The sequence below is a fragment of the Pseudomonas sp. C5pp genome, assembly GCF_000814065.1.
Lineage (GTDB): Bacteria > Pseudomonadota > Gammaproteobacteria > Pseudomonadales > Pseudomonadaceae > Aquipseudomonas > Aquipseudomonas asiatica.
The window spans coordinates 135,994-156,612 of the sequence record NZ_JWLN01000010.1 but is presented as its reverse complement, the minus strand read 5'-3'; the positions used below and the strand labels follow the sequence as shown (position 1 = coordinate 156,612).

At 59.9% G+C, this 20,619-nt stretch carries 27 protein-coding genes; 18 read left to right on the top strand and 9 right to left on the bottom strand.

Going from position 1 to position 20,619, the window contains the following annotated elements; all coding sequences use genetic code 11:
* The first annotated feature begins 62 nt into the window (after positions 1 to 62).
* The gene (locus RR51_RS10700) at positions 63 to 1,688 is read left to right on the top strand and encodes a recombinase family protein (protein WP_039613480.1); all 1,626 of its coding nucleotides are present in this window, start codon (positions 63 to 65) and stop codon (positions 1,686 to 1,688) included.
* 4 nt (positions 1,689 to 1,692) lie between these two features.
* Here RR51_RS10700 and RR51_RS10695 read toward each other — a convergent pair whose 3' ends face one another.
* The 9 genes from RR51_RS10695 to RR51_RS10660 form a co-directional block, all read right to left on the bottom strand.
* Positions 1,693 to 1,965 (bottom strand): hypothetical protein, encoded by a 273-nt coding sequence (locus RR51_RS10695; protein ID WP_039613479.1) that lies wholly within the window; start codon positions 1,963 to 1,965, stop codon positions 1,693 to 1,695.
* Positions 1,962 to 2,180 carry a hypothetical protein gene (locus RR51_RS29130; RefSeq protein WP_033730801.1) on the bottom strand — a complete coding sequence of 73 codons (219 nt, stop codon included), beginning with the start codon at positions 2,178 to 2,180 and terminating at the stop codon, positions 1,962 to 1,964. The genes RR51_RS10695 and RR51_RS29130 overlap by 4 nt, the downstream gene beginning before the upstream one ends.
* A complete protein-coding gene (locus tag RR51_RS10685; protein WP_039613478.1) occupies positions 2,173 to 2,661 on the bottom strand; it encodes a hypothetical protein in 489 nt (162 codons plus the stop codon). The genes RR51_RS29130 and RR51_RS10685 overlap by 8 nt, the downstream gene beginning before the upstream one ends.
* The gene (locus RR51_RS10680; protein WP_039613477.1) at positions 2,658 to 3,458 is read right to left on the bottom strand and encodes a hypothetical protein; all 801 of its coding nucleotides are present in this window, start codon (positions 3,456 to 3,458) and stop codon (positions 2,658 to 2,660) included. Before RR51_RS10680 ends, RR51_RS10685 begins: the two co-directional genes overlap by 4 nt.
* A 53-nt stretch (positions 3,459 to 3,511) precedes the next feature.
* Positions 3,512 to 3,829 carry a pyocin activator PrtN family protein gene (locus tag RR51_RS10675; protein WP_021785562.1) on the bottom strand — a complete coding sequence of 106 codons (318 nt, stop codon included), beginning with the start codon at positions 3,827 to 3,829 and terminating at the stop codon, positions 3,512 to 3,514.
* 158 nt (positions 3,830 to 3,987) lie between these two features.
* Positions 3,988 to 4,272, bottom strand: coding sequence for a phage antirepressor KilAC domain-containing protein (locus RR51_RS29120; RefSeq protein WP_080671179.1), 285 nt, complete (start codon positions 4,270 to 4,272; stop codon positions 3,988 to 3,990).
* A 9-nt stretch (positions 4,273 to 4,281) separates the two neighbouring features.
* Positions 4,282 to 4,593 carry a hypothetical protein gene (locus RR51_RS10670; RefSeq protein ID WP_052261047.1) on the bottom strand — a complete coding sequence of 104 codons (312 nt, stop codon included), beginning with the start codon at positions 4,591 to 4,593 and terminating at the stop codon, positions 4,282 to 4,284.
* A complete protein-coding gene (locus RR51_RS10665; RefSeq protein ID WP_039613476.1) occupies positions 4,590 to 5,408 on the bottom strand; it encodes a BRO-N domain-containing protein in 819 nt (272 codons plus the stop codon). The genes RR51_RS10670 and RR51_RS10665 overlap by 4 nt, the downstream gene beginning before the upstream one ends.
* 248 nt (positions 5,409 to 5,656) lie before the next feature.
* The gene (locus RR51_RS10660) at positions 5,657 to 6,439 is read right to left on the bottom strand and encodes a S24 family peptidase (RefSeq protein ID WP_039613475.1); all 783 of its coding nucleotides are present in this window, start codon (positions 6,437 to 6,439) and stop codon (positions 5,657 to 5,659) included.
* Between the two features lie 44 nt (positions 6,440 to 6,483).
* Between RR51_RS10660 and RR51_RS29115 the strand changes: the two genes are divergently transcribed.
* From RR51_RS29115 to RR51_RS10580, 17 genes are all read left to right on the top strand, one after another.
* Complete coding sequence (locus tag RR51_RS29115; protein WP_161795737.1) at positions 6,484 to 6,783, top strand: YdaS family helix-turn-helix protein; 300 nt, start codon at positions 6,484 to 6,486, stop codon at positions 6,781 to 6,783.
* Positions 6,784 to 7,368: 585 nt separating this feature from the next.
* Positions 7,369 to 7,887, top strand: coding sequence for a phage regulatory CII family protein (locus RR51_RS10655; RefSeq protein WP_021785556.1), 519 nt, complete (start codon positions 7,369 to 7,371; stop codon positions 7,885 to 7,887).
* Positions 7,880 to 8,098, top strand: coding sequence for a TraR/DksA C4-type zinc finger protein (locus tag RR51_RS29110; RefSeq protein WP_021785555.1), 219 nt, complete (start codon positions 7,880 to 7,882; stop codon positions 8,096 to 8,098). Before RR51_RS10655 ends, RR51_RS29110 begins: the two co-directional genes overlap by 8 nt.
* Complete coding sequence (locus RR51_RS10645; RefSeq protein WP_039613474.1) at positions 8,088 to 10,304, top strand: VapE domain-containing protein; 2,217 nt, start codon at positions 8,088 to 8,090, stop codon at positions 10,302 to 10,304. Before RR51_RS29110 ends, RR51_RS10645 begins: the two co-directional genes overlap by 11 nt.
* The gene (locus tag RR51_RS10640) at positions 10,301 to 10,666 is read left to right on the top strand and encodes a PA0613 family protein (protein ID WP_039613473.1); all 366 of its coding nucleotides are present in this window, start codon (positions 10,301 to 10,303) and stop codon (positions 10,664 to 10,666) included. The genes RR51_RS10645 and RR51_RS10640 overlap by 4 nt, the downstream gene beginning before the upstream one ends.
* A gap of 512 nt (positions 10,667 to 11,178) precedes the next feature.
* Positions 11,179 to 11,526 carry a phage holin family protein gene (locus RR51_RS10635; protein ID WP_039613516.1) on the top strand — a complete coding sequence of 116 codons (348 nt, stop codon included), beginning with the start codon at positions 11,179 to 11,181 and terminating at the stop codon, positions 11,524 to 11,526.
* A gap of 160 nt (positions 11,527 to 11,686) precedes the next feature.
* Positions 11,687 to 12,268 carry a hypothetical protein gene (locus tag RR51_RS10630; protein ID WP_039613472.1) on the top strand — a complete coding sequence of 194 codons (582 nt, stop codon included), beginning with the start codon at positions 11,687 to 11,689 and terminating at the stop codon, positions 12,266 to 12,268.
* A gap of 4 nt (positions 12,269 to 12,272) precedes the next feature.
* A complete protein-coding gene (locus RR51_RS10625) occupies positions 12,273 to 14,309 on the top strand; it encodes a phage terminase large subunit family protein (protein WP_039613471.1) in 2,037 nt (678 codons plus the stop codon).
* 1 nt (position 14,310) lies between these two features.
* Positions 14,311 to 14,517 carry a phage head-tail joining protein gene (locus RR51_RS10620; RefSeq protein WP_039613470.1) on the top strand — a complete coding sequence of 69 codons (207 nt, stop codon included), beginning with the start codon at positions 14,311 to 14,313 and terminating at the stop codon, positions 14,515 to 14,517.
* The gene (locus RR51_RS10615) at positions 14,514 to 16,004 is read left to right on the top strand and encodes a phage portal protein (RefSeq protein ID WP_039613469.1); all 1,491 of its coding nucleotides are present in this window, start codon (positions 14,514 to 14,516) and stop codon (positions 16,002 to 16,004) included. Before RR51_RS10620 ends, RR51_RS10615 begins: the two co-directional genes overlap by 4 nt.
* Positions 16,001 to 17,158, top strand: coding sequence for a head maturation protease, ClpP-related (locus tag RR51_RS10610; protein WP_039613468.1), 1,158 nt, complete (start codon positions 16,001 to 16,003; stop codon positions 17,156 to 17,158). Before RR51_RS10615 ends, RR51_RS10610 begins: the two co-directional genes overlap by 4 nt.
* Entirely contained in the window at positions 17,155 to 17,502 is a 348-nt protein-coding gene (locus RR51_RS10605) for a head decoration protein (RefSeq protein ID WP_039613467.1), read from the top strand. Before RR51_RS10610 ends, RR51_RS10605 begins: the two co-directional genes overlap by 4 nt.
* 60 nt (positions 17,503 to 17,562) lie before the next feature.
* Positions 17,563 to 18,558 carry a major capsid protein gene (locus RR51_RS10600; protein WP_039613466.1) on the top strand — a complete coding sequence of 332 codons (996 nt, stop codon included), beginning with the start codon at positions 17,563 to 17,565 and terminating at the stop codon, positions 18,556 to 18,558.
* Between the two features lie 2 nt (positions 18,559 to 18,560).
* On the top strand, positions 18,561 to 18,875 hold the full coding sequence (locus RR51_RS10595; protein WP_039613465.1) for a head-tail joining protein: 315 nt from the start codon (positions 18,561 to 18,563) through the stop codon (positions 18,873 to 18,875).
* Positions 18,872 to 19,534: a hypothetical protein gene (locus RR51_RS10590; protein WP_039613464.1), complete on the top strand. Its 663-nt coding sequence runs from the start codon at positions 18,872 to 18,874 to the stop codon at positions 19,532 to 19,534. Before RR51_RS10595 ends, RR51_RS10590 begins: the two co-directional genes overlap by 4 nt.
* Positions 19,527 to 20,072: a hypothetical protein gene (locus RR51_RS10585; RefSeq protein WP_039613463.1), complete on the top strand. Its 546-nt coding sequence runs from the start codon at positions 19,527 to 19,529 to the stop codon at positions 20,070 to 20,072. Before RR51_RS10590 ends, RR51_RS10585 begins: the two co-directional genes overlap by 8 nt.
* Positions 20,053 to 20,619: a phage baseplate assembly protein V gene (locus RR51_RS10580; protein ID WP_039613462.1), complete on the top strand. Its 567-nt coding sequence runs from the start codon at positions 20,053 to 20,055 to the stop codon at positions 20,617 to 20,619. Before RR51_RS10585 ends, RR51_RS10580 begins: the two co-directional genes overlap by 20 nt.

Here is a 20,619-nt window from a genome sequence, read left to right as displayed (position 1 = left end):
GGCGAGCCCTTTGAGTGGTAATATATACTTCAGGTTTTCACGGTTAGAGTGGAATCAAGGGTATGCAAGCGTCTCAAGGATTGGTCTACAGCTATCTGCGGTTCTCTGACCCGCGCCAAGCGGCAGGAAACAGTGCGGACAGGCAGGCTGAGTATGCGAAGTCATGGGCTGCGGCAAGGGGTCTCACACTAGACCAGTCGCTTTCCTTGAGGGATGAGGGCCTCTCCGCCTTTCACCAGCGGCACATAAAACAGGGCGCCTTGGGCGTCTTCCTGCAGGCTGTTGATGAGGGGCGTATCCCGGCCGGCTCTGTATTGGTCGTTGAGGGCCTGGACCGTCTCAGCCGGGCAGAACCAATACAAGCGCAAGCGCAGTTGGCCCAGATCATCAATGCGGGCATTACCGTGGTCACCGCGAGTGACGGCCGTGAGTACAACAGGGAAAGGTTGAAGGCGCAGCCAATGGACCTGGTCTATAGCCTTCTGGTCATGATCCGGGCTCATGAAGAGAGCGACACCAAAAGTAAGCGCGTGAAGGCCTCAATCAAGCGCTTGTGTGAAGACTGGATCGCTGGACACTACCGTGGTTTGATCCGCAATGGCAGCGACCCTCGCTGGGTCCGCTTCGTCGACGGTCGCTGGGAGTTGATTCCTGAACGTACCGAAGTTGTGCGATTTGCCATCGAGAAGTATCGCGAAGGATATGGCGCTGATCGAGCCTTCAGTATGATCCAGGAACGGGGCTTCGATACATCTTATCTCGGGATCTCTCCACAGCAGATTTATCGCCTGATCAAGTTAGTGGCTTTGAAAGGTGCGAAGCATATCTGTGTTGACGGTGAAGATTACCTGCTGGAGGACTATTATCCTCGGTTACTCTCGGATGTTGAGTTTGAGGAATTACAGCTATTGCGAGGTCAGCGAAGTCGTCGGCGAGGGAAGGGAGCCATTCCTGGGATAGTGACTGGTATCGGTATTACCTACTGTGGCTACTGCGGCACGGCAATGACCGCGCAGAATGTGATGCATAAGGTTCGACCTGATGGGACTTTGACGGATGGGCATAGGCGTATCATGTGCATGTCCTACATGAACAAAGGTGGGTGCGATGTGGGCGGAAGTTGTAGCGTTGCACCTGTCGAACGGGCTGTTATGTCGTTTTGCTCAGATCAGATGAACCTGCTGCGTTTACAGCAGCCAGCAGGACCGAGTGGCGACCTACAGCAAGGGGTTATGAGCTCGCGAAAGCAGGTGGCTGATCTCGAAGCCCAGCTCGGCCGGCTTACTGAAGCGTTGGCATTGGGGGAGGGTGATGGCGTTCTGCCGATTACGTTCCTGCGTAAAGCCCGTGATCTCGAAGAGCAGCTGACTAAGGCTAAAGCAAAGCTGCTCCAGGCTGAACGAGAGCTAGCCGGCATCGCCTCCAGGCAGAGGCCAGCAGATGCAAGGCTATGGTCGGATCTAACCGCCGGAGTTGAGGCGCAGGAGGTCGAGGCGCGGGATAAGGTTCGGCAATTGATGATCGATACTTTCGAGCGCATCGTGGTTTACATGCGTGGTGTATTGCCAGAGGGGCGCAGGGCTTGGTACATCGATGTCCTGCTGATTTCCAAGGCGGGGCAGCGCCGATGGCTTAGGGTCGAGAGGAAGTCTGGAAAGTGGGCGGCCGGTATCGACCGCCCAGGTTGAATCTTTAAGCTGACTTTTTGTTGTCCAGTGGGAGGCCAGGTGGGCTAGTGTGGACCACCAGGTGCCCTTGTCCCTCCCAGAAGTTTTCCTGTACCTCCACACATACGCGCCAGGCCGCCCATGCCACGTCTTGTCCGGCTGCAAGGATGTTGCCGTACTCATCAATGATCGCCAACTGGGCGGGGGCGCCTGACTCGCTCTTGGCGGTGAAGCCAGTGCTGATTGTCGCTGATAGCTTTGCACCCGCCAGTTTTGGGTTAGGTACTACTGTCTTCATTCAATATCTCCCCGGCGGGCGATGGCCCGTTTACCCAATGCGCGTTTAGCGGCCACGTTGGCCATGTAGGCTGCCCACTTGTCGCCTTCCCGCTGTTGGCGGATCTGGCTGCACTTCGTGTGTCGTCGTGTCGATCTGCCTTTACCGCAGACATCACAGATGGCGGGCAGGTCGAGGCTGTGTGAGGCCATGGGTGGGCGGATGCGCTCAGTCATGGTGTGCCTCGCCGGATAACGCGGTTTTGATGCGCTCGCGCAAGGGCTTCGAGTAACCACCTTTCAGCATGGCGGTGAAGCAATCGCGTAGTAGCCCATCACACTCAGCCAGCTGGGCGCGGAGGGACTTGATCAGATCGTCGGCCTTGATCTGAAGGTTGCGGTGCTGCAGATTTTCCTCCGCCAGCCGAGCAACCTCGACGCTGTCGACGGCAAGTCCCGCGAGATCCGATTCGTCGATCAGAATGGCCGATTCGATCCGTTGCTCGCCGTTTCCAACAGCCTCCATCTTGGATTGGTACAAACCGCCTTGGCCGCACCAAACTGTCACTGGGGTCAGTTGATAGGTAGCCAGTTCCGACAATTGCCGGAATACATCTCCAGCGATCAGATCAGTGCTCATGTTGTGAAGCCCGCAAACGGCGGAAAGTGCATGTTCCAGCGACATCTCGTTGAAAATGATGCGTTGAATGCGGCTCATGCTGCCTCCACACTGTCGACGCTCGCCGAAGTTTTTCGCAGTTGGACGTGCACGCGAATTGCGAGTGCCAAGATATCCTGCTGTTGCTGCATGGCTCGTTTCCGGCCTGGTTCGGTGCCTGGGAGGGCTTTCCAAGTCTTCTCGGCCAGGCGCAATGTCTCGGCCGCATTCATCAGCAGGTCATAGTCCGATCTTGTCACCGGCATGCTCTGGTAGGACTGATCAGCAGGCATCATGAACCCGGCTTGCTTCAGTGCGGCTTCAATTGCCTGTGCCATCTGCTCGGAGGTGGCGTACGTACCGTTCTGCTCGGCCAGTATCGCTTCGATCGCGGCCCCAATGCAGCTGGCGGCGGAAGGGTGCGTATACCCCATGGCAGGCTGCGCGTGCGGGCGATTTTTAGCGATTAGCGTTGCATCAGCGGGCGCTGCCTCGCGCAGCTTGTCGTGGGGTATCAGTCCCTCGGTGGGGTTGCTGAAAGGGGGAATAATGCCTGCTGCTTCGCAGCAGAGACTTTCTGTTTTTTGCGCGTCGACAACACGAACTTCGCGGAGCGAAGCGGGAGTGGCTTCGATTGATTCCTGTGCTCTCGCGTGCCCGCTTCCCTCCGGGGTCGAACCCTGTGGTGGTATCCCCATGATGGCGGTGCGACTGGCATCGCTCGGCAGGAGATCAAAAAGCAAGCCGCGTTGGTGGTGGGCGCGACCTGCTTTTCGGCCAAGGAAATAGGCGTAGGCATACAATCCGACTATGAACGCACTGATAACGATGAGGGCTATGACCTGTTGGCTGGTCATGGGTCTAACTCCTTGTGGTGTGCGGGCCGGTGGTGGCGGCCCTCGCTGGGGTGTTACTGCTTTTCTTGCTCAGGTTGTCGAGATTGCTTTTCGTCCGCCAGGTAAGCCCTGCTATCGATCAGAGCGGCGATATGGCGGATGTGGGCGAACTTCAGGGCTTTCTGACTGTTGTCCAGAGTGGTGATGGGCAAGCAGATCCGTCCTACCTTCAGTTGCTCGGCAAAGGTGTCTTCGTTGAGGTTGCGGAAGTACTGCACACGCACCTTGTCGAGTGGAATGAGCACATCGCCAAAGGTCCGGTACAGCAGCTCCACAGTGGTTGCATCAGGTGCGTGCGGCAGGCGCAGCGCGATTTGGTTTGTATTGCTCATCAGGCGTCGGGCTCTCCCTGAGCTTGTGGCGTGACGGATGGTTCCAGGTGATTTCGCAGTGTTTGCGGACCAGGTCCTGCAGCTCTTTTGGTACCTGCTGAAGCGCAGCGTTGCGCTCTGCGCGGGTCTTGAGCTGCATGATCTGATTCGCATACTCCCTAGGCCGCATGTCGCTTATCTTCTGGTGGTGTCGGAAGTTGCAGATTGAGCCGTTCCGCTAGCCAGGGGATCCCGGTCTGCTTCACCCGGGTCGACTCGCTGTACTGCATCCCGGCCTCTGGATGAAACCAGCTCCCCTCTTTTGTCCGCAGGTATTGGCGGTCGCGAGTGGGGTAACGGGGTAGATTGCGTTCGTTCAACAGCTCGCTTTCACGCATTCGGCGAATCAGCTCGTTGCGGCTAATACCGAAATGCTTCGCGGTTTGTGCAAGTGTGCGCTCCACATTCACCTCCTAAGCCACGTCAGCGAGCACGGACTCGATCTGTGGCATGTCGGCTGTATCCAGCTTGCCGTTGGCGATGGCTTCGAGGTGCGCCGCGACCTTTCTCGCGCTGGCGAGGTTGTTCGCTGGCAAGGTTAGGTTGTTCACCGTCGAGCCCATTCGGATTACCACGTTGACCTGGTCGAGATACACCTCGGTCTGTAACGTTGCCTTGGCGCGTGCGCCGTTCGACTCGTCGCGAAGGATGTGGGTGAATTGCCCAGTCAGGTTGGTCTGCGCCTTGAGGCAGACAAAAGCGTTGTGGCTAAGTGCGAAGCTCATGCGGACAGCTCCTCGAAGGCGACGTTTTGCTGCAGGGCGTAGCCCCACGGGCGGATGCCATTTGGTGTGCTGGCTGGCAGGCGGACGCGGCGATAACCGAGCAGGGGCAGGCACTGACCAACTGCCATCTGGTTGGCGCGGTCTTCAGTCAGTCCGAGCGCCTCAATCAGGCTTGGTCCGGTCACCATTAGGGGCCAGTCATTTTCGGCTAGGTGAGTGCGGAGCTGTTGCTGAAGCTGGTACTGGCGGCGATTCGGCGTAGGAGTATCGGCACTGTCTATCCAGTCGCTAGCGCCCAGCTCGGCAACCAGGTCGACCCCGGTGGAGCGATGAGTGGCTTGGTTGGCGCGGGACGCTGCCATGCGGCGGTTCATGCCGATGCTCCGGCCGGTGCGGAACATAGCATTGAAGACACGGCCTGCGCTGACGATGCGGTCGGCTTCGATGTGGTCGGCCATGGGCGCCGGTGGCTGTACGTAGGTGGTGCCGGTAATGGAGTACGAGCCATGTTTGCGGAGGCTCGGCAGCACTTCGCTAGTAACCCATTTCTTGAAACGCTTGGCTTCTGGCTTGCGGCTGGTGAGGATCAACGAGAACAGGCCGGACTCATTGATGATGCCCAGGTTTTGGGGCCCGCCAGGGGTGTTCATACTGTGAATACCCTTTTCGTCATCATCAAGGCGGCTCAAGGCACGAGCGGTATTGATAATGGCCAGCGCGTCGCAAGTATCAGCTGCCACGAACCACGGTTTGCCGTCGATCAACAGCAGGCGGATGTTGTGGTTTTCAAAGGTGCGATGGATTGGGTGGTTCACGCCGCGTGCCCTCCATCGTAAGGATTTATAGGGCGGGGTGCGGTGGCTACTGTCGGGCGTTTGGTGGTGGCGAACGTGCAGCCGTGTTGCTTAGCCAAGCGGCGGATTTTGAAGATCAGATCGGTGGATGCGGCGGCCGGATGTACGTGTAGTGATGCGGTGGTGTGCATGGTATTGCCTCACTCTGTGGTGAAAGAGTGAGGCAAGTAAACGTTATGTTTGCTTTTTGGTCAACACATTTTGTTTGGTTAGATGAGTGATGGTCCCTTGAGGGGGCGAATCGATGACCACCAGAATATCCGGCCTAGAATAACGATGCGCTGGGCGAGGATTTCATCGAAGTCATAGTCCTCATCTGCGTACTCTGCCGAGTTGAAGCTTCGCATGCGAATGCCGTTGGGCAGCCGCTGCAAGAATTTGATGCGAAAGTGCCCGTCGTGGTCAATCGCATAGATTTCCCCGTCGATGATGCGTGTCATGCCTTTATCAATCCCCACCGTGGCGCCGGACAGGATGAGGGGATGGTTACTGTTGCCGCTGTTGGTGGCGAAGACGGCATTGCATGGATCCACCCCGCATGTTCGCATTGTGGCTCTCGAAAACCGAAGCTTTGGTCCGGATACCTCTTGGACTTCCGTGCGGGCAACCATGCCAGGGCCGGAAGATAGCTCGACTTCCTTGTACAGCCTCAACTCAACCTCATCATCGTCTAGTGGGGTGTCAGAGTCCCACGGGGCCATTGGCTCTAGGACATAAAGCTGGGCGTCATTAGCGGCTGGGCGAGTGGGATTGCGCTCCGTGCTGTCGGTGCGCATGACCACATCCTTGCCTTCCAGCCACTCCCGTTCAACAACCAGGGTCGCTGCCACCTGGCCCACCATGTATGCGGGAACGCCTCTGGCTTTCCAGTTGGTGATGTTCTGTTCATTTTCCAGGTCTAGGAGACGAGCAAGCTCGGCGCCTGACAGTCCTGAGTCCTTCAGGGCCTCCCGGAACCGCTGGCCTTTTAAGGTGTTTGAGTGTTTGTTCATAAACAGGATGTTACAGGGCTTGCATTCGGATGATAACAAACGTAATGTTTGCTTATGTCACTCACATTGTTTGTATTGGTAACGGTATGAATACGCCTGATCAGGTCTTCGAATTGATTTTGCGAGCGGCCAAAGAGGCGGGCAAAACCCCTTCCCAGCTTGCGCGCGAATGTCAGGTAAGCCCTCAGCGGCTCTTCAATTGGCGCCGGCGGGGTGTTCCGGTGGCTCAGGTGCGTTTGCTTTCGAAAGCCCTGTCCGAAGTTCTTTTGCCGCATCAATTGCGTCCGGATCTACCTGATGTTTTTCCGGCTCCTGAGGCAATTCCTACTCATGATGCTGCTTAGAAAAAAGGCGACCCGAAGGTCGCCTCGTTTCCCCCAGTAGTACCACCACAGTGCTACCGGGCCGCATTCAAGGACGTGGCGCACACCACGAGACAACTGTCCTTGACCACGTAATGCCTGGCACGGATGCCAGGAGCCGCTTCTCCACCACAGAGGGGCGGCGTTACCGGAAGAGTCCATGGACAGTACCGGTAGTGACTCTCTCAAGACACGCGGCGAGTGTAACACCACCCCTCGTCGCTGGCACTGGCAGCCTTCAAGGTGTAATGCCATGTGCCACAACGGAGGCGAGTGATCGCCTCCAAAGCCCAGCAGTAGCACCACGATGCTGCCGGGCTGCGTGATAGGTAAGCGGGCACACCACATAGGTCCGTTTGCCTTGATCGCACCGCCCAGGCAGGGAGCCTGGGTGTCACCTCCTTCACCACGGGAGGTGGCTGTTTCGCTTGGGGCAGTCGATGGATAGACGCCCCGGCCTGAGGCCGTAACAGCCTCCGCGACCCGCTATTTACTCTCTCAACCGCTATGCGGCGCATGCACCACCACTGTATGCCGCAGGCACTGGCTACCGAAAAGGACCACGCCATGAGCCGAATTGCAATGAGTTGCACCGAGCGCGCCAAGCGCGAAGTGCTGCCTCTCGAACTCGCGCTGTACCACGCTGTGCGGGACTACACAGGCGGTGCTGCCGCCATTGCCGCCACCACCGGTCGTAATGCCACCACGCTCCAGCACAAACTGTCTCCCACCCACCCCACCCATATCGTCAACGTTCAAGAATTCTGTGAGATCTTGGAACTGACCAGGGACCCGCGCATCCTTGACTCGATTCACGCCCTTGTTGGCGACACCATCTGGCAAGAGCTGTCTGACGTATACACCCATGACATTCCTGAAACTCTGACGATGGGCCTTGCCGCTTTCTTCCGGCAGGTTGCCGATCTGTCCGAAACCTGGGCTCGGAGCATCGGTGACGGGAAGGTCGACGATCAGGAACTTGCCGAGATTCAGCACCAGGTGTTCCGAGGGATTCAGGGCTTATTGGGCATGTATCGCCGGGCCGAATACGTCAACCAGACTACTCGGGGGGCTCGCCGTGGCTGACATTGCTGACCTGGCGAATGATCGCGCCCAGTGGCACCTGGATCTGGTTCTGTCTGCTCGTGCGCCTGCGCCCGCGAGTGATTCACTCGAAGAGTGCCTTGGATGTGGTGACCCCATTCCGGAGCCGCGCCGGTTAGCTGCTAAAGGCTGCCAGCGCTGTATCGAGTGCCAGGGGCACTTCGAGAAGAAGGGGGCTCGCTATGCTGGATAAGGTACTAGACCAGTTGCTCGACTATGGCCTGCAGCCTGATCAGCCCTTGATCTTCGGCAAGCTGACTCGCTGCCGCACAAAGGACGACAAGGGTAAGGAGAAGAATGGCTGGTATGTCCTGCATGAGCATTTGGCCGAGAAGGGACAAACTCTGATCTTCGGCAGCTTTGGTGATTGGCGCCTAGGCGAAACGCAGAAGGTGAAGACTGATGGTCGAGGGCTAACCCCGGAAGAGCGTGAGGTGATGCGCGCCCGGCAGGCCGATGCCAAACGACGTGCTGCAGAGATCGCGGCCAACGCTGCGCGCCGTGCAGCCAAGCGGGCGGAAGCTCTGTTCAAGCGTATGCCTGAGAAGGGGCGTAGTGCTTACCTTGATCGAAAGCAGGTGGTCGGCTTTGGCGTTCGTTACGCACCCAAGTCTGGCGCGGTACTCGTCCCGATGCAGAATGCTCAGGGCGCCATTGTCGGCTTGCAGGTGATTTTCCCGGCTGTCCAAGAGGATACTGGGCGCGACAAGTCCTACTGGCCGCACGGCATGGCCAAGGATGGTGCGTTCCACATGATCGGTGGCCATCCTGAGCCAGGGGAGCCTGTACTAGTGTGTGAGGGTTACGCCACCGGCGCTAGCCTGCACATGGCAACCTCCCAAGCAGTCGCTATCGCATTCGATGCGGGCAACCTGATGGCGGTAGCCAAGCACATGCGTGAGCGCTTCCCTGGCCGGTCCATCATCATCTGCCGGGATGACGACTGGAAGACCAAGCGGCCAACGGGCGAGCCCTGGAACCCGGGTGAGGAAAAGGCCAATAACGCGGCTGTGGTGGTCGGCGGCCAGGTGGTAGGCCCGATCTTTTCGGGCGACCGCGAGGTCAAGTGGACTGACTTCAACGACCTGCACTGCGCGGAAGGTCTCGAGGCGGTTCGCCGGCAAGTCACGGCGGTGATCAAGCCACCGGCTACCGGTGGCTGGAAGGACATGCTGGCCAGGACCGAGAGCGGTGCCCTGATCGCGCACATGCAGAACGTCGAGCTGATCCTGGCCAACGATGAACGGTGGAGCGGGGTGATCGGCTACAACGCCTTCAGCTCGAAGATCATGCGCCGCCGGGCGGCGCCCTATGGTGGCGTGCCGGGGGAGTGGAGCGACATCGACGACATGCGTGTAATGAAGTGGCTTGCCCAGCAGGGCCTCCGCGTCAAGGCCTCGCATGTGGTCGAGGCTGTCAGTGTTGTGGCGCACGACAACGCCTTCCATCCGGTCTGCACCTACCTGGCCAAGCTGGAATGGGATCGCGTGCCACGCCTTGAGCGCTGGCTGCATGAAATCTTCGGTGTGCCCCGCAATGAGTACAGCGCCAAGGTCGGTAAGCGCTGGATGATCTCGGCGGTGGCCCGAGTGATGAAGCCCGGTTGCAAGGCGGATGCGGTGATGATCCTCGAGGGTGCGCAGGGCGCGGGTAAGTCCACAGCGCTGGGCATCCTTGGTGGCGAATGGTTCATGGACACGCCGTTTACCTTGGGCGACAAGGATGCGTTCCAGGCGATCCGGGGCAAATGGATCGTCGAGCTGGGCGAACTGGACAGCTTCAACAAGGCTGAGAGCACCAAGGCCAAGCAGTTCTTCTCGGCCTCCATCGACACCTACCGCGAAAGCTATGGGCGAAGAACGAGCGACGTGCCACGCCAGTGTGTTTTCGCGGGCACCACCAACCAAGATGAATACCTCAAGGACGCCACCGGTAACCGGCGTTATTGGCCGGTCGCCTGCGTCAAGGTCGACCTGGAGGCGTTGCGCCGGGTCCGTGACCAGCTGTGGGCCGAGGCCATGTTCTGCTACCAGGCCGGTGACATCTGGTGGGTCACCCGCGAAGAGGAAGAACTGTTCACTACAGAGCAGGAAGAGCGCTTCGTGGTGGATGAATGGGAAGGACCGATCCTCAAATGGCTGGAGGAATCGCAGGCCGGGGAGACGGTCACCGGGAGCGAGGTGTTGGGTCAGGCGCTCAACCTGGACCCCGGCCATTGGGGCAAGCCTGAGCAGATGCGTGTGGGGTCGATCATGCACCGCTTGGGTTGGCGGCGTCGACGGCTCGCCGCGCTTCCGAAGAGTGGCAAGCGGCCCTGGGCGTACCAGAAGCCCGAGGGCTGGGGCCGCACCAGCGCCCTGGAGCAACAACCGCCAGCGCCGAAGGAGGACTGCTTTTGATCAAGCATATCGATGAGATGCTGAAGCTGTGGGCGCAAGAGCTGCACACGCCAGATGTTCACGGTGGTGGTTCGGGTGGTGGTAGCATGCTCGGGCTCCTCATGGACTGCCGGGGTGATCTGATCCGAGGTACCAGAGGAAGTCGGGTACTGCTTGATGAGTCTGCGGACATCGAGATCATCGTGAACAAACATCTGGCCCCTCAGTTGTACGTCATTGTGAAAGAGCACTACTGCAATCAGGACAGCCTGCTCGAGCAGAAAATGGCGTATTGCAGGTGCAGTAGGAAGACGTACTATGAGCGCCTGCACCAAGCCCATGTGGCTATCCAGGGGTTTTTGAAAGGGAAGAAGGCTGCATGATCCGCCACCTTTGGTCCTACCGTCCCGCTGCGGTCCTGCCGTGTTTTTCGCAGGTTAGCCCAGCCCCAGCCCGCGCAGTTCGCGGGCTGTCCCACCGTCCCACTGCTCACACGAAGGCGCGCACATAGGGCGCATGCAACGCGTTACGCGCGCGTTGCGCGCAGCGTGCTTTTAATATTTCTCTTTACACGGGAAAAGGTTAATAACAGTTAGACAGTGGGACAGCCCTTAATTTTCGGGGGTTCCACAGGTCCCACTATCGCCTCCCCCTTTGGGACCTATGGGGCAGCACCAAAGTAAAGCTAAGCCGGGAAGGTGTATTCCCCCGAGATTCGCCAGACATTCCCTAGACGTTTACCCCTTATTGCCGGGTGGCATTAAAACCCTCTTGCTGCCAGGAAACTCGGCCTGCAAAATGTATCCATCTTCGAGACGTGCGGGCGCACAAAGCGGCCCGCCAAACACTGAAAACCCCGGCCTTGGTGCCGGGGTTTTTGCATTTGGGGGATTCGATGAACAGCGAGCAGCAAGCGTTAGTTGAGATGCCAATTTGGTTGGTGATCTTCCTGTCCTTGGTGGGCGGCGTCTCAGGCGAGATGTGGCGGGCCGACATGGCCGGCGTTAGCGGCTGGTTCATTTTCCGTCAGGTGCTGCTGCGCTCAGGCGCCTGTGTCGTATGCGGGCTGTCGACCATCATGCTGCTGTACTCGGCCGGTATGTCCATGTGGTCGGCAAGCGCCATTGGTTGCCTCACCGCTACTGCTGGTGCGGATGTCGCCATCGGCTTGTACAAGCGCTGGGTCGCCAAGCGTCTGGGCGTCTGCGATGTCCAGCCCCGGAGCGGTGAACCTGGTCAGTGATCCGACCGCCAGCCCCGGCGGGGCCGGGGACCCTGGTGATCTGGCCGGGGTACGGGGCAGGAAACCCGCGGCTTTTTGTTAGCGGGAGGTTCACCAGCTTAGTGAACTGCGGTGAACTGGTTAACCCCCTGAATTCATTGGGTGAACTGGACTTTTCGACATGACGTACCTGACGAAATCGGAGTTCGCTGCCCGTCACGGATGGTCGAAATCCTATGTCTCTAAACTGACCAAGCAGGAACGGCTGGTGCTGACCGACGACGGCAAGGTCGACGTCGAAGCCACTGAGCTGCTGCTGACTGAGTCCGCCGATCCGAGCAAGGCAGCTGTGGCTGCCCGACATGAAGAAAACCGCGTTGAGCGGGATGTCCGAAGCCAGCTCCAGCCCGGCCTCGGCCCACGAGCGGTGTTGCAGCCGGATCCAGCACCTGGCGGGGCTCACAATTTCCAGAAGGCGAAGGCGCACCGCGAGTACTACCTCGCCCAGTTGGCCGAGGCTGAGTTCAACAAAGTTCAAGGCAATCTGGTCGAGCGAAAAGCGGTGGAAGATGCTGCCTACACGGCAGGCCGGATGCTGCGCGACCAGTTATTTGGGCTCGCCCCGCAGCTCGCCGCCGAGCTGGTCGGTATGAGTGATCCGTGGGAGATCGAAAAGCATCTCGCGAGCGCCTTCCGCCGCGTTCTAACCGAGGTCAGCAAGATGAGCGATGCCGACCTCAACCTAGCCATCACAAAGAGCTGAGCCTATGCCCACCGGATACGCAGACGGTGCCGAGGTGTACCGCGAAGCGTATTGCCGAGGGCTGACGCCTGACCCCGAACTGTGGGTTGATGAATGGGCGGACGAGTACATGCGGATCCCGCGTGACACCGGCGCCGCCGAACCCGGCAAATACCGCACCGCGCGCACACCCTACGCACGTGAACCAATGCGCTGCCTTTCTCCCGCGCACCCGTGCAAACGGGTGGTGACCAAGGTCGCCTCGCAACTGATGAAAACGCAGATCGCCCTAAACTGGATAGGCGCCCTGATTCACATGGCCCCATCCAACATCCTGACACTGCTGCCCAGCCTGGGGCTGGCCAAGCGCGTGTCGTCCCGTATCGGCAAGACAATCGACGCAACGCCCGAACTCAAGGCGCGCGTGGCAGCTAACCGCTCCAGGGATGCCCGCAACACCATGGACACCAAAGAGTTCGAGGGTGGCACGTTGTACGCCACCACCGCTGGCTCGGCGGCGAACCTGTCTGAGCTGTCGGCGCGGTACATCTACGGCGATGAGGTTGACCGCTGGGACGTTGACGTAGACCAAGAGGGCGATGGCATCAAGCTGGCCGAAGCGCGCGGCAGTACCTTCGGCCGTAACGCAAAGTTCTATTTCTCCAGTTCCCCGCTCATCAAGGGGGCCTCGCGGATCGATGACCTCTTCATGATGGGGGATCAGCGGCACTACTACGTGCCATGTCCCACCTGTGGGCATATGCAGATCTTGAAGTGGGAGCGCCTGCTTTACTCGGCAGACTTCAGCACGGTGCATTACCAGTGCGAAGGAACTGAGTGTGATGTGCTGATTGATGAGCATCACAAGGCAGAGATGTTGGCCAAGGGTGAGTGGCGAGCCCATGCCCAGGGAGACGGCGAGACAGTGAGCTTCCACCTTAATGCGCTCTATGCGCCTCTTGGTTGGCATTCTTGGACCATGCTGGCCCGCGAGTTCGAGGGGGCAAAGCGCGCCCAGGATCGCGGCGACTTGGAGCCGATGCAGGTGTTCTACAACACCCGTTTGGCAGAGGTCTGGGACAGTGCAGTCGAGCAAACCAAGGCCGAGGTGCTTCAGGCCCGTGCGATTCAAGAGGACTACGTTCTTGGAACCTTGCCCGTGGGGGCGCTTGCCTTAACGGCCTCCGTCGATGTCCAGGCCAATCGCCTGGAGCTGATGGTGATGGCTTGGGGGATTGGTATGGAGCGCTGGGTGGTCGATCACCAGGTGATCCCCGGCGACCCGGCCGACGAGCGCACTTGGTCCCTGCTGGACGAGCGGTTGAAAGTCCGGTACCGGCATCCCTGCGGCGTGAACCTCGGCATCCTGGCTACCGGCATTGACTCCGGCGGTCACCACACCCACGAGGTCTACCAGTTCACCCGTGTCCGCCGTTGGCGCAACGTGTTCGCGCTTAAGGGCGCAAGCAAGCCGGGGCGGCCCGTAATCGCCCAGCGGCCGTCGCAGGTGGATGTCACTTGGAAAGGCCAAACCGAGCGCAATGGTGCGGAGCTTTGGATCGTCGGTACCGATACGGCCAAGGATTGGATCTACAACCGTTACAGCTTTGAGAAAGGTCCTGGTGCGTTGCACTTCGCCAAGGACTTGCCCGACGAGTTTTTCCAGCAGTGCGTGGCCGAGCGAAAGGTCGCTCGCTACGTGAAGGGCTATAAGCGGATTGAGTGGGTCAAGGGCAAGGCCGACCGCAACGAGGCGCTCGACCTGATGGTTTACAACCTGGCCATGGCCAACTTCCTTGGCCTTCACCGCTACGGCGAACAGGACTGGGACAAGCTGCGGCAGGCGCTCGCGCAGGCCAACTTGTTCGAGCAAAGCGAACCGGAGCCAGCCCGGCCCCAGGTCAGCGAGCCGGACGACGACCAGGGCGACGAGATCGATTCGCCGGCTCCTGTACCTGCTCCGGTCAAGCGAAACGATCCGCCACCACTGCCGGCTCCACGAGCCGCACCCCAACCCATGCAACGCCGCAGCTCCAGCAGCGGCTATCTCAAGAGACGCTGACATGGCATACACAAAGGCACACCTCGACGCTGTCGAGCGGGCGATTGCGCGTGGTGAAAAGACCGTCCGGTATACCGACCGCACCGTTGAATACCGGACGGTCGACGAGCTGATCAAGGCTCGTGACCTTATCCGCACTGAATTGACCGCTGCCGCAGGCCCCCGCTCGCGGGTGACCCGTATCTACCACGGGGGCAAGGGGCTGTGAGCGGACGCTACCTGTCCCTCGGTCGTTCAGGCATTTTGGTGCCCGAGCGGATCAAGGCCAGCTACGAGGGCGCCGCCGAGGGACGGCGCTCATCAGGATGGGATGCGCCTGACACTGGCGTGAACAGCTTGATTATGCCTGCCTTGCGTAACCTGCGCTCCCGCTCCCGCAGCGCGGTGCGCAATGACCCTTATGCTGCCAATGTCATCGACAAGCGCGTCAGCAACCTGATCGGTACCGGCATCACGCCGCACCCTCGGCTGCTCGACAAGGCGGTCCGCAAGGTGATGCAAGAGCTGTGGGAGGACTGGGTTGATGAGGCTGATGCCGATCAGCTCACCGACTTCTATGGCCTGCAGGCGCTGGTAGCCCGCACGGTAGAGCAGTCGGGCGAGTGCTTCATTCGTCTGCGTCCGCGCCGGCTGGAGGACGGCTACGCGGTACCGCTGCAGCTGCAGTGCCTATCGCCAGAGTTTGTCCCCCATGACAAGTTCGAGATTACCCGTTTCGGCAATGTCATTCGGGCAGGCATCGAGTTCAACGCCTTGGGCCGGCGCGTGGCGTATTGGTGCTACCGCAACCATCCCAGCGACAAGTCCTCTCTCAATGTCGGCTACAACCAGCTGGTGCGGATCCCGGCTGAGCAGATGCTGCATGTGTTTGAGCCCTTGGAACCCGGGCAACTGCGCGGCGTACCGCGCTTGGCGCCGGTTCTGAAGCGTCTGCGTAGCCTGGATAACTTCGACGACGCGGTGTTGTTCCGCCAAGAGGTTGCCAACCTGTTTGCCGGCTTCGTTCGCAAGCCAACCCCGGACGGCCCGCCGCAACTCGACCCGCTCACCGGGGCGCCTGTCAGGTACGACCGGGACGGCTTCACCCCAATGGTAGGGCTGGAACCCGGCACGATGCAGGAGCTGTTGCCTGGTGAGCAGGTCGAGTTCTCAGACCCGCCGGACGCCGGCAACAATTACCCAGACTTCATACGGCAGCAGCTGATGGCCGCTGCCGCCGGCTCGGGGCTGCCGTACGAACTCATGACCGGCGACATGCAAGGCGTGAATGACCGCGCGATCCGCGTCGTACTGACCGAGTTCCGTCGTCGGTTGGAGCAGCTCCAGTTCCAGGTGTACGTCCATCAATTGTGTCGGCCGGTGCGCAAAGCTTGGTTGGACATGGCCGTGCTTGCCGGGGCGCTAGACCTGCCGGACTACGCGCAGCGTCGCCGCGAGTACCAGCGTACCCGTTGGGTACCGCAGGGCTGGGCCTACATCCACCCGGTACAGGATGTTCAGTCACGCAGCATGGAGATCGCCGCGGGCTTCGCATCGCGCAGTGAGGTGTGCCTGCGTAACGGTACGGATGCGGAGGTGGTCGACGAAGAGAACGCCGCCGATATCGCCCGGGCGAAGGCTTTGGGCATCAACTACAGCAGCTTGCCGGCCGTCGAGGATGACCCTGATGAGTCCGGCGACAAGGGGAAGATATGAAAAAGCTGATGCCGTTTCGCATCTTTAACAAGGCGCCCTCGGGGCAGCAGATCGAAGACCAGCATTGGTACAAGATCAGCGCGGCGGCTGAGGGGCAGGGCGATGCTAAGGCCGATACCACTCCCATAGAGATCTACATCTACGGTGAGATCGGGGGCTGGGGCATCACCGCGAACGATTTCATTCAGGACCTGAAAGCGATCGATGATGGTGTTTCCCCGGTGGTTGTGGCGTTCAACACCATCGGCGGCGATCTGTTCGACGGCTTGGCCATTCACAACGCGCTGAATCGGCTGGGTGAGCGTTGTACCGCGCGTGTTGATGCTCTGGCGGCCAGCGCAGGGAGCGTCGCTGCGTGCGGCGCCCACCGTCTGGTGATGGCTTCGAATGCGATGCTGATGGTGCACAACCCGTGGACCTGGACCAGCGGTGATGCCGAGGACTTGCGCCGGGTTGCTGACGTCCTCGACCAGACCTTCGAGGCAATCATCGCGGCTTACAAGGCCAAGGCGCCGGGCATCGCCGATGCTGAGCTGCGCCGTATGGTCAATGATGAAACCTGGTTGACTGCCCAGGAAGCCCTCGCGCTGGGTCTGGCTGACGACGTGGGCAGCGGCGTCGAGGTCAAGGCGTGCCTTGGCCAGGGCGCGGCGATGCAGCGCTACCGCCAGACGCCCAAGGCGCTGCTGGATCAATTGGCCGACCAGCCGGAGGCAGCGGGTGGCCAGCCGGCAACACCCCCTGACCTGCCAGCCGATGACCCAGGCGACTCTACTGCGCTGGCTTTGATGATCGCCCAGTATTGCTCCAAGGCGGGAATCAGCAACCTGGTCGAGCCCTTGATTGCCTCCACCAAACTGGCCGACAAGGCCACTGTGCAGGCTGCCTTGACGCGTGCCAAGGGTGTCCGTGATCTCTGCGTAGCCGCTCGGCTGCCAGAGCTAACCGTTGAATTTGTGCAGGCCGGCTTGGAGCCTGATGCGGTGCGGGCGCGGCTATTCGAGAAGCTGGTCAGCTCCGGCAAGGGTTTTGAGATCGACAACAGCCTGCCGCCGGCCGATGACGAACCAGAGAAAGTCAAAGCGCAGTTACCCAATCCATCCAGCATCTGGGCTGCCCGCCGGCAGGCCGCCAATAAAGGAGCACGACCATGAGTAACATCCGCCAGGAGCCGGTGCATGCCGGTGAGTTCCTGCTTTCCGAGGGAGCAGGAAAGATTTCCCGCGAAGCCATCAACGTCGCTGCTGGTCCTGGTCTGGTCGCTGGCCAACTGCTTGGTCTGGTAACGGCCAGTGGCGAATTCACAGCCTACGACCCCGCTGCAGAAGACGGCAGCGAAAAAGCCGTGTGCATTCTCTATGCCTCTCTCGGCGAGTCCGAAACCGTTCGGCGTGGCCGCGCGGTGGTGCGGCTGGCCGAGGTCAGTGAGGCCCTGCTGACCGGCATCGACGCTGATGCGGAACAGGCATTGGCAGCGCATTTCATCATCCTGCGCTGACCCGACTCTCTTTCATCCTAACCCCGCCCTGAGCGGGGTTCTTACTTTTTGGAGTACCTCATGGCTGAGATTGCCATTTTCCAAGACGACGCTTTCGGCGTTGCAGCCCTGACCGCTGCTATCAACGAGCAGGAGTACGTACCAGGACGCCTTGCGGCTCTTGGCCTGTTCCAGGAGGAGGGTGTCGCGACCCTTACCGTGCAGATCGAGAAAGACGGTGACACGCTCGCTCTGGTGCCGGCAGGAGAGCGCGGCACCTCTGGCCTGGTGGTGGGTGGTAGCAAGCGCACGCTGATCCCGTTCAATACCGTTCACCTGCCGCAGCGCTTTGCGATCAAGGCGGACGAGATCCAGGGTATTCGCGCGTTCGGTACGCTGACGGAGCTGCAGGCCGTACAGGATGTGGTTAACAAGCGTCTGGCCAAGGCGAAACGCCAGCTGGATGCCACTCACGAGTTTCATCGGATGGGGGCCATCAACGGCAAGGTGCTCGACGCAGACGGCTCTTCAGTGCTGCTGGACATCTACAAGGTTTTCGGGGTGTCGCAGCAGAAGCAGTCGATGGGGCTGAATGACCCGAACGCCAACATTCAGGTGCAGTGCGTGGACGCCTTGGACATGCAAGAAGATGCGCTCGGCAACGTGACCACCACCGGCGCCCGCGCTTTCTGCGGCAAGACCTTCTGGAAGAAACTCATCGCCCACTCATCGGTTGTTGATACCTACAAGGGTAGCCAGCAGGCCGCAGCGCTTCGTGGCGACGGGCGTGAAACGTTCGAGTTCGGTGGTATCAGCTGGGAGCGTTACCGGGGCAAGGTAGCGGGTGTTCCATTCGTTCCTGACGATGAAGCGCGCTTGGTGCCAGAGGGGGTTTCTGAACTGTTCCTGTCGGTCTATGCGCCGGCAGACTACATGGAAACCGTCAACACCGAAGGCCTGCCGTATTACAGCAAGCTGGAGGAGATGCCCTTCGGTAAGGGTGTTGCGGGTGAAGCTCAGTCCAACCCGTTGCACATCTGCACGCGTCCCCGTGCAGTCATCCGCCTGACCGCTTGATCATGGCCTTCCGCGACCTGATCGATGATCTGGACGAGGTGGTGTTCGATGTCCTCGGCGATCTTGCGCATATCGAAGGTCGCGAGGTTCTCGGGATGTTCTCGGCGCCGTGGCTGCAGCCCAAGCTCGGCCAGATTAATACCGGCCTGCGTGAGCCGCACCTGGTCATCCGCGTTGGTGACACCGCGGGTGTCGATACGCGGCAGAGCGTGATGATCGATCTGCCGCCCGAGGACGGTGGTGGGAATTTCACCATCGCCCGAATTGAGCCTGGTGGCGACGGGCTTGTAACCCTGGTGCTGAGGAAATCGGTATGAGCGTAGGCAGTTACCAGAAACAGTCGTCTAGTTCAGGTCTCATTACACTCCAGGCGAACGCGCAGCAGGCTTCAAACTTCGCACAGTTCGCCGCTTTGATGCCGAAAGCTATCAAGGCGGCTGAAAGACGGGCAATCAATAAGACCATTCGTTGGTTGCGCACGCACATTGCCAGATCGGTGAGCCAACAAGAGCGAATCGCGGTTACGGCGGTCCGTCAGCGTTTGAGAGCTTTCCCAGTGGCCAGCAATGGCCAAGGCAAGCTGTGGTTCGGTTTGAATCCCATTGAAGCCAGTCGAGCGGGCCGCCCTCGGCAATCCCGCTCAGGTGTGTCCGTAGCCGGACGTTCGTACCAGGGTGCTTTTTTCCGGACAGTGTATGGCAGTAAGCCGGATATCTGGATCCGTACTGCCAGTAAGCACTTCAACGCTGATGATTATCCCACCAGCCAAGTCTCTGCTAGAGGCGGTGCGAGTTCAGGATGGGTCGGTGAGAACGGCAGCCGATTTCCATTAGCTAAGGCAAAGATCTCGCTGGAAGAGGTGAGGCCGCATTTCGAGTCATGGACGAGAAAGGCGCATCAGCGGTTGCTTGTGGTGATGGAGCAGGAGCTGAACTTCGAGCTGTTGAAGTATCTACGGAGATTGGGCAATGGGTGATGAACCGATACCACTCGAGCAGCTATATGCCGCTATCGAGCAACATATCAAAGACGCCATTCCAGGGCTGGCGTACGTCGGTACCATGCCTGACGGGATTGAGGTAGTTCCACCTCCTGCCGTTGTACTGGAGCTGGCCGGATTCGAGCGTGCAGACATGGATCCGGGGACTGGCGAGACCGCCGTGGAGGCGCGTTTTGAGGCCCGTGCAATTGTTCCGGTAGAGGAGAAAAACTGCCTTCACGTTGCTGCCTTTGTTGCCGCGCAGCTTGCGGTTCTACTTCGTGGGCAATCGTGGGGGCTCCCTATCGGCTTTGCTGACTTTGTCCGTGCAGAGCGTGACTGGAGCCGTCCTGAGCTGGATACCTTCGCGGTCTGGGTCGTCGAGTGGACTCAAGTCATCTATCTCGGGGAAGAGGAGTGGCCGTGGCCCACTGAGCTCGGCCCGGCCGCTGCAGGCACTACTGCAGATGGGGGACCGCTTTCCCAAGGTTATGTCGAGATTGGGAGGATTACGGATGAGCTACCCGCTGGCTGAGCATGACCGAATGATCGCCGGCATGATTCGCAAATGCCGGGTCGTCGCGCTTGACCTCGCCGCCGATCCGCCGGTGTGCCGGGTTTCGGATGGCGAATGGACCAGCGCCTGGGTGCGCTGGCATAGCTTGGGGGCCGCTCCTGGTGCGCGGCACTGGCTTGCCCCTGGCATGCATGAGCAGGGGGTGTTGATCAGTACCAGCGGTGATGTAAGCCAGGGCACATTCCTGCCGGGGCTGTACAGCGGCCCTGCGCCGGCGCCGGATGACCGCGACCATGTCCAGCGCTGGCTGTTCGAGGACGGCGGTTCACTGACCTATGACTGGCAGGCCAAGCGCTACAGCATCGAGCTGCCGGCCGGCCAGGTGGATATCAAGGTGGGCGGGTCGGTCGTTACCGTAACGGAGTCGGCCATTGAAGCGATGGCGCCCATGCTGCGCTTCATTGGACCGATGCTGATTCAGGGCGCGTTACGCGTAACGGGCGATATCTACGGTGACGCCCGAATCATCGACACGGCCGGCAACACCGCCAACCACAAGCACTGA

Coding starts and splice junctions, on each gene's coding strand:
- RR51_RS10655 (WP_021785556.1), top strand. CDS start 7,369: ATGAGCCGAATTGCAATGAGTTGCACCGAGCGCGCCAAGCGCGAAGTG.
- RR51_RS10680 (WP_039613477.1), bottom strand. CDS start 3,458: ATGACCAGCCAACAGGTCATAGCCCTCATCGTTATCAGTGCGTTCATA.
- RR51_RS10610 (WP_039613468.1), top strand. CDS start 16,001: ATGAAAAAGCTGATGCCGTTTCGCATCTTTAACAAGGCGCCCTCGGGG.
- RR51_RS10590 (WP_039613464.1), top strand. CDS start 18,872: ATGAGCGTAGGCAGTTACCAGAAACAGTCGTCTAGTTCAGGTCTCATT.
- RR51_RS10660 (WP_039613475.1), bottom strand. CDS start 6,439: ATGAACAAACACTCAAACACCTTAAAAGGCCAGCGGTTCCGGGAGGCC.
- RR51_RS10695 (WP_039613479.1), bottom strand. CDS start 1,965: ATGAAGACAGTAGTACCTAACCCAAAACTGGCGGGTGCAAAGCTATCA.
- RR51_RS29115 (WP_161795737.1), top strand. CDS start 6,484: ATGTTTGCTTATGTCACTCACATTGTTTGTATTGGTAACGGTATGAAT.
- RR51_RS10620 (WP_039613470.1), top strand. CDS start 14,311: ATGGCATACACAAAGGCACACCTCGACGCTGTCGAGCGGGCGATTGCG.
- RR51_RS29130 (WP_033730801.1), bottom strand. CDS start 2,180: ATGACTGAGCGCATCCGCCCACCCATGGCCTCACACAGCCTCGACCTG.
- RR51_RS10595 (WP_039613465.1), top strand. CDS start 18,561: ATGGCCTTCCGCGACCTGATCGATGATCTGGACGAGGTGGTGTTCGAT.
- RR51_RS10670 (WP_052261047.1), bottom strand. CDS start 4,593: ATGAGCTTCGCACTTAGCCACAACGCTTTTGTCTGCCTCAAGGCGCAG.
- RR51_RS10630 (WP_039613472.1), top strand. CDS start 11,687: ATGACGTACCTGACGAAATCGGAGTTCGCTGCCCGTCACGGATGGTCG.
- RR51_RS10700 (WP_039613480.1), top strand. CDS start 63: ATGCAAGCGTCTCAAGGATTGGTCTACAGCTATCTGCGGTTCTCTGAC.
- RR51_RS10685 (WP_039613478.1), bottom strand. CDS start 2,661: ATGAGCCGCATTCAACGCATCATTTTCAACGAGATGTCGCTGGAACAT.
- RR51_RS10635 (WP_039613516.1), top strand. CDS start 11,179: ATGAACAGCGAGCAGCAAGCGTTAGTTGAGATGCCAATTTGGTTGGTG.
- RR51_RS10600 (WP_039613466.1), top strand. CDS start 17,563: ATGGCTGAGATTGCCATTTTCCAAGACGACGCTTTCGGCGTTGCAGCC.
- RR51_RS10625 (WP_039613471.1), top strand. CDS start 12,273: ATGCCCACCGGATACGCAGACGGTGCCGAGGTGTACCGCGAAGCGTAT.
- RR51_RS10605 (WP_039613467.1), top strand. CDS start 17,155: ATGAGTAACATCCGCCAGGAGCCGGTGCATGCCGGTGAGTTCCTGCTT.
- RR51_RS10675 (WP_021785562.1), bottom strand. CDS start 3,829: ATGAGCAATACAAACCAAATCGCGCTGCGCCTGCCGCACGCACCTGAT.
- RR51_RS10580 (WP_039613462.1), top strand. CDS start 20,053: ATGAGCTACCCGCTGGCTGAGCATGACCGAATGATCGCCGGCATGATT.
- RR51_RS10585 (WP_039613463.1), top strand. CDS start 19,527: ATGGGTGATGAACCGATACCACTCGAGCAGCTATATGCCGCTATCGAG.
- RR51_RS10645 (WP_039613474.1), top strand. CDS start 8,088: ATGCTGGATAAGGTACTAGACCAGTTGCTCGACTATGGCCTGCAGCCT.